Origin of the sequence: Nocardia sputorum, from assembly GCF_027924405.1 — a bacterium.
Taxonomy (GTDB): Bacteria; Actinomycetota; Actinomycetes; order Mycobacteriales; family Mycobacteriaceae; genus Nocardia; species Nocardia sputorum.
In genome coordinates this window covers 3,439,294-3,450,667 of record NZ_AP026978.1, presented here as the reverse complement: position 1 = coordinate 3,450,667, position 11,374 = coordinate 3,439,294, and the positions used below count along the sequence as shown (strand labels likewise).

At 68.0% G+C, this 11,374-nt stretch carries 13 protein-coding genes; 6 read left to right on the top strand and 7 right to left on the bottom strand.

Annotated features, from left to right (window positions below; genetic code table 11):
• Positions 1-234 precede the first annotated feature (234 nt).
• Positions 235-591, bottom strand: coding sequence for a winged helix-turn-helix transcriptional regulator (locus tag QMG86_RS15860; RefSeq protein ID WP_281880980.1), 357 nt, complete (start codon positions 589-591; stop codon positions 235-237).
• Positions 592-734: 143 nt separating this feature from the next.
• Here QMG86_RS15860 and QMG86_RS15855 point away from each other — a divergent pair, with 143 nt between their 5' ends.
• Positions 735-1,604, top strand: a complete 870-nt coding sequence (locus QMG86_RS15855) for an NAD(P)-dependent oxidoreductase (protein ID WP_281880422.1) — start codon at positions 735-737, stop codon at positions 1,602-1,604.
• Positions 1,605-1,778: 174 nt separating this feature from the next.
• Here the strand turns inward: QMG86_RS15855 and QMG86_RS15850 are convergent, their stop codons facing one another.
• Positions 1,779-2,435 (bottom strand): maleylpyruvate isomerase family mycothiol-dependent enzyme, encoded by a 657-nt coding sequence (locus QMG86_RS15850; protein WP_281880421.1) that lies wholly within the window; start codon positions 2,433-2,435, stop codon positions 1,779-1,781.
• A gap of 72 nt (positions 2,436-2,507) precedes the next feature.
• Here QMG86_RS15850 and QMG86_RS15845 point away from each other — a divergent pair, with 72 nt between their 5' ends.
• Positions 2,508-3,512: a MerR family transcriptional regulator gene (locus QMG86_RS15845; RefSeq protein ID WP_281880419.1), complete on the top strand. Its 1,005-nt coding sequence runs from the start codon at positions 2,508-2,510 to the stop codon at positions 3,510-3,512.
• 133 nt (positions 3,513-3,645) lie between these two features.
• Here QMG86_RS15845 and QMG86_RS15840 read toward each other — a convergent pair whose 3' ends face one another.
• Positions 3,646-4,767: a PucR family transcriptional regulator gene (locus QMG86_RS15840; protein WP_281880417.1), complete on the bottom strand. Its 1,122-nt coding sequence runs from the start codon at positions 4,765-4,767 to the stop codon at positions 3,646-3,648.
• A gap of 140 nt (positions 4,768-4,907) precedes the next feature.
• Between QMG86_RS15840 and QMG86_RS15835 the strand changes: the two genes are divergently transcribed.
• Positions 4,908-5,285, top strand: coding sequence for an ester cyclase (locus QMG86_RS15835; protein ID WP_281880415.1), 378 nt, complete (start codon positions 4,908-4,910; stop codon positions 5,283-5,285).
• Between the two features lie 54 nt (positions 5,286-5,339).
• Here the strand turns inward: QMG86_RS15835 and QMG86_RS15830 are convergent, their stop codons facing one another.
• Entirely contained in the window at positions 5,340-5,699 is a 360-nt protein-coding gene (locus QMG86_RS15830; RefSeq protein ID WP_281880413.1) for an Rv2640c family ArsR-like transcriptional regulator, read from the bottom strand.
• A 98-nt stretch (positions 5,700-5,797) separates the two neighbouring features.
• Between QMG86_RS15830 and QMG86_RS15825 the strand changes: the two genes are divergently transcribed.
• From QMG86_RS15825 to QMG86_RS15815, 3 genes are all read left to right on the top strand, one after another.
• Complete coding sequence (locus tag QMG86_RS15825) at positions 5,798-6,328, top strand: ArsI/CadI family heavy metal resistance metalloenzyme (protein ID WP_281880410.1); 531 nt, start codon at positions 5,798-5,800, stop codon at positions 6,326-6,328.
• A gap of 299 nt (positions 6,329-6,627) precedes the next feature.
• Positions 6,628-7,407, top strand: a complete 780-nt coding sequence (locus QMG86_RS15820; RefSeq protein WP_281880409.1) for an enoyl-CoA hydratase-related protein — start codon at positions 6,628-6,630, stop codon at positions 7,405-7,407.
• Positions 7,408-7,531: 124 nt separating this feature from the next.
• Entirely contained in the window at positions 7,532-9,100 is a 1,569-nt protein-coding gene (locus QMG86_RS15815; protein ID WP_350356394.1) for an esterase-like activity of phytase family protein, read from the top strand.
• Positions 9,101-9,215: 115 nt separating this feature from the next.
• Here the strand turns inward: QMG86_RS15815 and QMG86_RS15810 are convergent, their stop codons facing one another.
• From QMG86_RS15810 to QMG86_RS15800, 3 genes are all read right to left on the bottom strand, one after another.
• On the bottom strand, positions 9,216-9,947 hold the full coding sequence (locus QMG86_RS15810) for an alpha/beta hydrolase (protein WP_281880408.1): 732 nt from the start codon (positions 9,945-9,947) through the stop codon (positions 9,216-9,218).
• Positions 9,948-10,149: 202 nt separating this feature from the next.
• On the bottom strand, positions 10,150-10,797 hold the full coding sequence (locus tag QMG86_RS15805; RefSeq protein WP_281880407.1) for a hypothetical protein: 648 nt from the start codon (positions 10,795-10,797) through the stop codon (positions 10,150-10,152).
• On the bottom strand, positions 10,794-11,351 hold the full coding sequence (locus tag QMG86_RS15800) for a hypothetical protein (protein ID WP_281880406.1): 558 nt from the start codon (positions 11,349-11,351) through the stop codon (positions 10,794-10,796). The genes QMG86_RS15805 and QMG86_RS15800 overlap by 4 nt, the downstream gene beginning before the upstream one ends.
• Positions 11,352-11,374 lie beyond the last annotated feature (23 nt).

Genomic DNA, 11,374 nt, shown 5'->3' with positions numbered 1-11,374 from the left:
CTCCTGAATTCGGCGGAGCGCCCGCGTCAGCAAGACCCGTAGGTCATACCCATCATCCGACATCCGCGCCGCCACCCACATCTTGCCAAAGTTGTGACGTGGAACATACGACGGGCCCGGTTATGCGTCAATTACACGACGGATGCACAAAGGTAACTAAAGTTACCAACTAGTAGCTTGATCTTCCGCTCAACGATGTTGCCCGAGTGAAACATTCACTTTTGAAGGATTCACTCACGGCTGGGGATGCACGCGTCCCGCCCCGATCCGATCGATCCGGGCGCGTCCCCAGGCGCCCAGCGGTTCCAGTGCGGCGTTGAGCGCCACCCCGATCTCGGTCAGCCGGTATTCCACCCGCGGCGGCACTTCGCGGTATACGGTCCGGCTGACGATGCCGTCCTCTTCCAGCTCGCGCAGTTGCTGGATCAGCATCTTCTCCGAGACCCCCGGCAGTCCCTTGCGCAACTCACCGAAGCGCCGTACGCCATGGTTCTCCAGCTCCCACAGGATCAGCGCCTTCCACTTGCCGCCGACGACATCCATCGCGGCGTCGATGCCGCAGAAGTACGGCCCTGATCGTTTCGCGCCCATCGCCACCCTCTCCACCTGTTCACCAACCAATAGGTAAGTACCGGACAAAATAGTAGGTACTTGCCTCCTTGCCGGGCAGCGAGCAATCTTGGTCCCAGCGCGCTGACCAGGACGTTCCTCTACCCCAAGGAGTTGATTCCGCCATGGCGGAGACCACGAAGACCCCCGTGACCATCCTGGGCCTCGGTGCGATGGGCCGCGCACTTGCCGCGACATTCCTGAAGGCCGGCGTGCCGACGACCGTCTGGAACCGCACCCAGGGGAAGGATGCCGAACTCCTCGCCGCCGGAGCCGTCCGGGCCGCGACGCTCGCCGAGGCGATCGAGGCCGGCGGTCCGATCATCGCCGTCCTGCTCGACCACGCGTCGGTGCACGCCACCCTCGACCCAGTGGCCGAGCGACTGGCCGGACGGCAACTGATCAACCTGACCAGCACCGCCCCGGGCGAGGCGCGCGAACTGGCCACGTGGGCGGCCGGACTCGACTGCGACTACCTGGACGGCGGGATCATGGCGGTGCCACCGATGATCGGCCTGCCCGGCGCCGCGATCCTCTACAGCGGCTCGCGGGCAATCTTCGACGCGCACCGCGAAACCCTGGAATTCCTCTCCGCCGCAGAATTTTTCGGCGACGACGCGGGCTTGGCCTCGACCTACGACTTCGCCCTGCTCGCCACCATGTACGCCATGTTCGGCGGTTTCCTGCACGGTGCGGCCATGATGCGCTCCGTCGGCGTCTCCGCCGCCGAATTCGGTCGGCGCGCCGCCGCGTGGGTCACCGCGATGACCGAGTCGCTGCCGCATCAGGGCGCTGTCATCGACGCCGCCGCCTATGCCGACCCCGTCCAATCGATCGCCTTTCACAAAGCCGCGCTCGACGCGATCAACCGCGCCAGTCGGGACGCGAATGTCGCCCTCGATTTCGTCGCGCCTTTGAAAAACCTTCTCGACCGTCAGGTGGCCGACGGCCGCGGCGCGCTGGGGTTCGAACGTACTTTCGAAGAACTTCTCTGACTCGCGCTGCACGAATTCGCTTCCCGTGGTTGTCGTTTGCTCGGCACCGGCTGCGGTGACGGCCTCCGCGTCGCCCGAGCAACCGCCACGCCTGCTTCCGGTCCGGCCGGATGCTCCCCGCCCCGGCGCTGTCGGGTCCGGGAGCATCGGTTCAGCTATCGGGTCCGACCGTGATCACACTCGATCATGTTCCGCCGCCGAGGCCGCCCCGTCGCCGGTGAGCCGGTCCCACCCTTCCCGGCGACCGGTCACGACCAGTAGGAGGGCGGCGATCGGGCCGGTGATGACCGCTCCCTCGCCCGCCGCCCAATCGATGTCGCTGGCGACAAGGCGGTAACCGGCGAACCTCCGGCGAGCGTGGAACGGTGCGCCTGTCGTCCAGATTCGGTCGATCGCGGTCCGGGCGGCGGGGCCCGGCATCTGCCGGGAGATGCCGAGCGGCAGCGCGATGTCTTGGCCGTGCACCAGCAGATCCATCAGCCGATCCGCCGGTGTCGTGCCGATGACCGTGACGCGCGCGTCGATGCTGTCGCGCAGCTCGCCGAGCAACTGCCCGGTCGTGCGACGCTCGGCGTGGCGAACAGCGGTGTCGCGGATGGCCCGGTGCAGACTGCCGCGGGCGCGGATCAGATTGACGAGGATCCAGCCGATATCGGCGCGCGCCGACAGCACCACGTGCGCGACTACCTCACGCACACGCCAGCCCGCGCACAGCGAAGGGCGGTCCCAGTCTTCTTCGGGCAGTCGCGCCAACAGCTCGGCCAGACCGGCCCGCTCCGCGGCAACTGCCCGCCAGATCTGCTCGGTGTTCATCGTCGTGTGCTCGGTCATCGGTGTCACTCCTTGTCCTGGTGGGTGTTCCAGTACGGTAGGAACTCCACCGGGGTGGAGGTTCCAGCGATCGTGACCGAGAACACACACCGTGACGGCCTGGTCGGCATCGGGGACCTGTCGCGCTCGACCGGCGTGCCCGTCCGTACGCTCCGCTTCTATTGCGACGAAGGGATTCTGGAGTCACGGCGTAGCTCCGGCGGGCACCGATTGTTCGATCCGGCGACCGCGGTGGACCGGGTACTGCTGCTGCGCCGACTCCGTGCGCTCGGCCTGGGACTGCCGGCGATCGTCGACGTCCTCGCCGGCCGCACGTCGATCACCGACGCGGTCGCCGCCGAGCGGGCGGCGCTGGACACCGAACTCGGCGTGCTGGCCTGGCGGCGGGCGTCGCTGCGCGCTGTCGAGGACGCGGCACCCACCCAACACGCCGCTCGGCTGGAATGGCTTGCCGCTGTGCAGGACCGTCGCCACGCGCAGGACCGTCTCATCGCGTTCTGGCGGCGACTGCTGGCTCCCCTGCCGACGGCGATATTCGACGGATTCGTCGCGATGAACCTTCCGCACCTGCCGACCGATCCGCCGCCCGAGCATCTCGTGGCGTACGCCGAACTCGTAGCTCGCGTCACCGATCCCGCATTGAGCGTCGCGATGGCAGGTCAACTGTGGCGAACAGACCCCAGGGGAATTCGCGACAAATGCGCACTGGTGACGGCGGTTGCCGAAGTCTGCGAAACCGTGGATCCGCTCGTCGCCGCACACCGCCGCCCCGGTCCCGGCCCCGAACTCGACCGGTTCATCGAGGCGCACGCCACCGCACGAGGCGAACGCGACACCCCACGCCTGCGCCGCAGGCTCCTCGACAACGCCACCGACAACCACCACGGTATCCACCGTTATTGGACGCTGACCACCGAGATCACCGGTGCCACCACCTCCGGAGCCGCCCAATTCTGGCTCTACCGAGCGCTTCTCCGCTGGGCCGATGACTGCGCGGGTGACGAGGACCGCTCGCGCGCCGACCCGCGCGGGTCGGCGCGGACGTCACCCACCCGGCGGAAAGTGCCGGAGCAGTGACACGGCCTCTGCGCGGTGTTCGACATTCACCGAGCGGCTGACTGAGCCGACGATCGCGGCGTCCGCGACGTAGCGGGCGATCCGGCTGATCGTGCGTCCTTCGCGCGGACGTGCAAGGTGAGAAGCGTTGCCGTCAGCACGGGTCGCCCGGTGCCCGGAGCAACCGTGCTTGCAGCGCCAGATACAATAGCGCCGCATCGGCGGGCACCGTGAATGCTGAACCGGTGAGCCGCTCTATCCGTTTGAGACGGTGCAAGACCGTGTTGCGGTGCAGGTGCAGGCGCTCCCCCACCGCCGATGTCGAACCGCCGAGCTCGTACCAGGCCAGAGCCGTCTGCACCAGAGCGGCGGCGTCACTGGGGTGGAGTCGGTCTAATGCGGTGAGCGTCTCGGCGAAGAGGTCGGCGGCAAGCGCGGGTTGGGCCGCGATCAAAGCACGCGCCGGCGACGAAGCGTAGGTGTGGATTTCGGTGTCCGTGGGGCTCAGACACCGGAACGCGAGGCGCGCCTGGTCGAGTGCGGCAGGGGCGGAGACCAGGTCGGTGAACGGTCTACTGGCGCCGGCGCGCGTGGCCGCGCCGTGGAGTGCCTGGACGAGCGAAAGCGGCGAGTGCGCGGCGGCGAGGGTGACGCGGTCGTCGGCGAGCAGCGTCCGCACGGTGGTCACTCCGGCCGCGGCCAAGCGAATGTCGCCGACCAGGATGACGAACGTGCCTCGGGCGGGCAGCCGCATCCGTGTGCCCAAGTCCTCGCGCTGCGCGGGTGGGAGGTCGGGATCGAGCAGTGCTCGCAACAGCCGTTGATCGGGGTGATCGCCCCCGGTGAACGCGACGCGCCGATAGATGTCGGCGGCCGCGACGGAGTACTCGTCGACAGTGGCCCATACCCGGGTGGACAGCTGGGGCAGCGCGGAACGGTCGTCGGGCCGAGCGCGTTCGACGATGACCTCCCAGAACGCCATGCCCGCGACGCGGAACGCGTGCAGCAAACTGTCCAGCGGAATGCCTCGCTCGGCTTTGAGGCGTCCGGCCCGGTGCGCGGGTTCGAGCGAGTACCGGCTGCCGGCGATCGCGTCCAGCAATGCCGCGAGACTGTCGGTGACGAGCGTGGCCAATTCGTGGTGAGCGAGGACGGCGTCGCCGTAGTCCTTCTCATCGTGTTCGATTCTCGCCGTGATCATCTCGGAGATCGCAGCCAGGTCCGCCCGCAGCTCGCGGAGCAGGCGCGGGTGCGCGAGACGGGTGTCCTGGGTCACTGCCGTCAAACTAGCGTGCATTGTGCGTGGGCACAACGAAAGTGGGTGAAGTGGAGGCATGCGCCTGTCGCCGCGACGGGCAGCCGCCGACGACACTGAGGTGACATGGTCCGCACGACGGAGTACCGGAGACCACCATCATGACCACTGCTACGCGCGAACTGTTCGAGCGCTACCACGCCTGCTGGGTGGACCGCGACCCGGCCCGAATCGCCGAACTCCACACCGTCGACTCGGTTTTCCACCTGCACTCGGGCCAGGAGCCCGCACGAGGCAGGCGCGCCATCCGCGAGGCTGCGGCGGGGACCTTCGCCCTGGTTCCCGACCTGACCTTCCACTTGGTATCGCTGCGTGTCGGGGAGGACTTCTGGGTGGTGCAGTGGCAGCTGACCGGAACCTCCGCGACCGGCAAGCAGGTTCACGTCGATCTCGCGGACTATGTCCTGATCGAAGACGGCGCGGTCAAGGAGAAGCACTCCTACGTCGACGGAGTCGCCATGCAGCAGGCCATAGGGTGACCACCCGCTTCACCAACTCTGCCTGAGAACGCGATCCGCCCCGGGTCGCACGGGTCAGCGGCAGCAGTTGGGGTCCAGCACCACGCACAATGCCGCGAGGGCGTCGCGGCGGGCGCGGTGGAAGGTGTTCATGCCACGTCGCTCGGATTCCACGAGCCCGGCCTTGCGGAGTTGGCCGAGGTGGTGGCTGACCGTCGACTCCGACAACCCGACCGCGGCGGCCAGGTCGCCGCCGTTCTCCTGGCCCGGCGCGCTGGTCAACAGCAGCGACAGCAGTTTCACCCGCGCCGGGTCGGCGATCGCTTTCAGCCGCAGCGCCACTTCCAGCGCGGCGTCGTCGTCGACCGGTCCGGCGGCGACCGGCGGGCAGCAGACCGGGGCGGACATGTCGATCAAGGGCAGCGTCTTGGGCATGCGATCGACCATACCGGCTGCATTGACATATGTCGAAAAGGTGGCAGACTCGGCGTCGAACCGGTTCTTCGATATATGTCACACAAGTGGAGGTAGTCATGTCCCGTATCCAGCTCGCCCTCGACGTCGACGACATCGACCAGGCCGTGCGGTTCTACTCGACCCTGTTCCGGACCGAGCCCGCCAAGCGCAAGCCCGGCTACGCCAACTTCGCCATCGCCGAGCCGCCGTTGAAACTCGTGCTGATCGAGAACCCCGGCCACGGCGGCGGCCTCAACCATCTGGGCGTCGAAGTCGAAAGCTCCGACCGGGTGCACGCGGAGATCGCCCGCCTGTCGCAGGCGGGGCTGTTCACCGAAGAACAGATCGCCACGACCTGCTGCTTCGCCACCCAAGACAAGGTCTGGGTCACCGGCCCGAACGACGAACGCTGGGAGGTCTACACCGTACTGGCCGACAGTGAGACCTTCGGCACCGCACCAGCACTCACCGGCGCGGCCACGCCCGCCGAGGCCGAGGCGGTTCAGGCTTGCTGTGGTACGACGGCGGAAGCCGCCGCCGAAGGTGCGTGCTGCACCCCGACGGCGAAGAAGGAAGCGATCGCCTCTGGCGCCACTTGTTGCGGCTGACCGATGGCGCGGCTCCCGGCGTGACCTCACCGTCCTGTGAGGTCACGCCCCTCGTCCGTCGGCGACTGACTACAGCCGCGAGCCGGCCTGGTCTTCAGAGCAGTGCCGGACCGGTACGGTTGCGGCTGCTGCCGATCGTAACCAGCCATGCCAGGCGGAAAGCCCGCGTCTGCGATTCGGTCGACGTTCCGCAGAGTCGGCCATGGGTGCCGTCCCATTTCGCGCGGCGCGGTCCGGTGCTCGAACGCCTACCACCGGCGATCGCGACATGACGTGTCGTCGCGTTCTACGGTGGAGATATGACCGCTTTGGAGTATCGGCATTTGCTGGTCGTGCGGGACGGCGACACGGTGCGCATCACCATGAACCGGCCGGAGCGGCGCAACGCGCTGTCGGGCGAGCATCTCGCCGAACTGCTCGCCTCGTTCCGGGCCGCCGGTGAGACCGACGCCACCGGGATCGTGCTCGGAGCGCACGGTCCGGTGTTCTCCGCGGGACACGACTTCGCCGACGTCGCCGCGCGCGACCTGCTCGGCGTGCGGGAACTGCTCACGCTGTGCACCGAGCTCATGTCGACCATCCAGTCGGTGCCGCAGGTGGTGATCGCCCGGGTGCACGGTCTGGCCACGGCCGCCGGCTGCCAACTGGTGGCCTCATGCGATCTGGCCGTCGCCGCCGAATCGGCCGGTTTCGCGCTCCCCGGCGGCAAGGGTGGCTGGTTCTGCCACACCCCCGCGGTGCCGGTGGCCCGCGCCGTGGGCCGTAAACGACTGATGGAACTGGCTCTCACCGGCGACCCGATCGATGCCCGCACCGCCGAACAATGGGGTCTGATCAACCGAGCCGTGCCCGACGCCGACCTGGATACCGCAGTGGACGAGTTGCTCGCCCGCGCTACCCGCGGCAGCCGGGCCAGCAAAGCACTCGGTAAACGCACCCTCTATCGCCAAATCGACCGCCCCGAAGCGGATGCCTACACCCTCGCTCTGGAAGTCATGGCCGCCGCCGCTCAACTTCCCGGTGCCAGGGAAGGGATGGCGGCTTTCCTGGCGAAGCGCCCACCCGTCTGGCGCGACTAGAGGTGTCTACCCACCCTCACCATCGCTGGTGGCACGGCACAATCATCGGATGGTTGTCGGGATCGACGGTTCATGTTCAGCTGGATGCCGGCCGATGGTCGGGCGGGGGCGGTACCCATCGCTGGTGAGAACGCACCGCAACACCCGAAGCGCACTCGTCATGGCCGCTGTGTGCGCGACCGCCGTCCTGTCCGCTTGCTCGTCATCGAGTTCTGAGGCGGACTTCACCGCCGCCAGGGATCAGCCCTTGGTGATCTCGCTGGATGATCTGCTCGCCGAGACCGGCGGCAGCGCGGCGGTCGGGATCGCCGATCCACGGCACGGCACGATCACCCGGCGCACCGACGGTGCGGTGGTGTACACGTCGGCGGCCGGATACACCGGGTCCGACAGCCTCACCGTGACGACCACCGACGCCGTCAAGGTGTACACCACCGATATTCCACCGCTCGGCGAGTTCGGCGGGGTGAGCCTGCAGGGCAGCGGGTACGGGTCGGCCTTCACGCCGGTGCCCGGCTCGACCGACGAGTTCTACGGTCTGACCGACCGCGGACCGAACGTGGACGGCAAGGGCAAGAACGAAAAACTCGATCCCATACCGACTTTCACACCCGCCATCGCCAAGTTCAAAGTAGCCGGCAACAGGATGGTGCTGGAAAGCACCATCCTGTTGAAGAATTCGATGGGCCAGCCGTTCAACGGCCTGGTCGACACCTCCGCAAGCACCGGCGAGACCATCCGCGACCTCGACGGCGCCATCCTGCCGCCCACCGATCACGGCATCGACAGTGAGGGTCTGGTGGCCATGCCCGACGGGAGCTTCTGGGTATCCGACGAGTACGGGCCGTTCATCGTTCACTTCGACGCCAACGGCACCGAGCTGGAGCGGCTGGCGCCGGGACGCGGCCTGCCCAAGGAGCTTTCCCTGCGTACGCCCAACCAGGGCATGGAAGGGCTGACCGTCACGCCGGACGGCAGCACGCTGGTCGGCATCGTGCAGAGCGGGCTCAGCGCGCCGGGTGTCGCCTCGGCGCGTGAGGTGCCCATGACCCGAATCGTCACCGTGGACCTGAAGACCCGCGACGTCAAGGAATTCGTGTATCCGCTGGAGGAGCCGAAGCAGAAGCTCGCGGTCTCCGAGATCACGGCGCTCAGCAACACCACTTTCCTGGTCGACGAGCGCGACGGCAATAAACCGCCCAAAGCCGACAAGAAGCTGTGGACGATCGACATCACCGGCGCCACCGACATCGGCCCGCAAGCGAAGGTCCCGGGCGCGCAATACGATCGGGAGCTGGGCCTGCTGGTCGACGGCAAGCCGCTGGAACTTCTCGTCGGTGCCGTGTCCACGGCGGACGGCGCCGCCGCGTTGCGGAAGGCGGGCATCGCCCCCGTCGCCAAGAAGGCCGGTCTGGACCTCGGCGGCCTGCTGGACGGTCTGAACGCCGACGGCAAGTTCTTCGGCCACGACAAGATCGAGGGTGTCGCCACCCGTGATGGCGGCAAGACCCTCTACATCGCCAATGACAGCGACTTCGGCATCGAGGGAGCCACCGGCGACCAGCCACCGTTCGGGCTGAAAGCGAAACTGCTCGTCAACGGCGTGCAGGACTCGGGCGAGGTGCTGATGGTCGACACCACCAAGCTGCCCGCCAAGACGCAGACCAGGACGGTCACGATCGCCGTCTCGTAGCCGTTCGGGGCGGTTGTGCCTCTGGGCCACCGCCTTCGAGGGGCCGGGGCTGTCCTCGATGAGCGGCGTCCTGGCCGACAGCGCCTATCGTCTGCTGTCGGCCAGGACGCCGGGCTCACTTCAGGTGCCGGGCGAAGAACCGGTTCCCGGCGTCCCCTTCGAACTGCGGGACGCCGGTGTGCCCGCCCATATTGGCGTGCAGCGTCTTCTCCTTGGAGCCGAAGGCGTCGAACAGGTCCAGAGCCATCTGCCGGTCATTTCCCTCGTCGTCCCACTGCAGCAGGACCTGCAGCGGAATGGTGACCTGCCGGGCCTCCTCGAACATACGGCGGGGGACGTAACTCCCGGCGAACAGCAGGGCGGCCGAGATGCGCGGCTCGACCACCGCCAGCCGCAGGCCGATGGATATCACGCCTCCCGAGTACCCGACCGGGCCGCCGATCTCGGGCAACGAAAGCAGGACATCCAGAGCGGCCCGCCATTCCGGGACCGCCTGCTCGACCAGCGGGAGGACGAGCCGCTCGACGATCTCGTCATCGACCGGCTTCCCGGCCGTCACCGCCCGGCGCAGGTCGGCGCGGGCCTGCTCGGCGGCGGCCGACCGGGGTCGGTCACCGCTGCCGGGCAGCTCGATGGTGGCCGCGGCGAAGCCCTCCGTCGCGGAGTGCCGGGCCCGGGACGCAAGTCGGGGATACATCTGGCGCAGTCCGCCGGGGTGGCCGATGAGGATCAGCGGCGCCGGTGCGGGCGCGGATCCGGGCGTCCACAGGATGCCCGGAATCTCGCCGAGGGTGAATTCGCGCTCGAGGACACCGTCGTCGAAGCGCTGTTCGGAAGTGAATTGCACAGTCGTGCCTTTCGGGAGTGCTGTTGAGCGGCGCTCCCGGACGACCTATCGCCCGACCGTGACCCCAGAGTGGAGCACCCATGTCGATACTGCGTTCACGGGTACCACCTCCTCGGTCTCTCGCACGGCCCCCGGAAAAGTAGCAGTGGTCGCCGTGCTCCGCCAAGAGGTTTTTACGGAGGCTCCGCGGCCGGTGAGTCCGTCAGCCACCGGCCCACCGTGGTTGCGGGGACCGCACCCTTGGCACACCGCCGGGCGCGGCCGAAGGCTGTTCGACGAGCGGTATGGGCCAGCGCAAATCGATCATCGTCGCCGTACGCAGTGTGCGTTCGCGTTTCATGATCGGGCCCAGGTCCGGCGCACCGATCGATACGGTCACGGTGCAGTCGCCGGGGCCGAGCGCCACCAGCATCCCGTTGCGGACGGTGGCGGCGAGCGGCTGGAGCAGTATCGCCACGCAGAGTTCTATCGTGAACTCCCCCACCGGGTTTTCGTCGATGGTGACGTCCAGGCACGGACGGTAGGTCTGGGTGATCTCGTGCTCCAACAGCGTGACCTGTTCAGCTCCTCCGGCACGGGTGCGCATCGCCGCCCTGCGCAGCAGGTCGTAGCGGCGCCAACCTCCGATCGCGACACTCCCCAGATCGACCTGGAGCAGCCCGTCGATGGTCTCGGCCACCTCGTGCAGCGCCGCCGACGCCAGTATCGGGGCCACGCCCGGCGCCCGGCGCAGGGCCAAGTGTTCGGCACCTCTTTCGTGTAGGCACTCCGCCAGTTCGCCCACCCCGACATCGTGCGGGGCGTTCTGGAACAGAACTGTCCGAGCCCTGATCGACGCTGGACTCGTCATCCGAGCACCTCCTTGACACTCAGCCACGGTTCGCAGGCCCGCAGCCGGACCCGCACGTCCGGAGTGCGGGCGACCTGGCGAACGTGGATCGATGGGGGGCCGTCGGCAACCACGCGCACATGCACCCGCGGTAGACGCGGGTCCTCGTTGCGCGGCGCTTCACTCGGGCGGTTCCGGCGACTGCGCAGGACCAGCGCTGCGGCACCGAGTGCGACGAGGAACCCGCCGAGGCCGAGCATGCCGCCTGCGCCGGTGTCCTGGTCACGGTCATCGGCTTGCGACGACAAGGTCGGACGCGCGCCGGTCGGCTCAGTGGTCGTGGGTTCACCGGTAGTCGGCACCAGCCGCGCGGGGATCACTTCGACGGATGCCTTCACGACGATGCGCTGAGGGCTACCCAGGCAGGCGCCGAGAACGGAGTGCACACCCAGCTCGACTCCGTCGGGAACATCGACGCGTGTATCGAACGAACCGCCACGGACCCGGGCGTCCACAGTTTCAGACCAATCCGGAAAAGCACGCACCGAGTCGCAGGGCCAGCCCTCGCCGTGCACGGTGATGACTGTGCCCCGTTCGG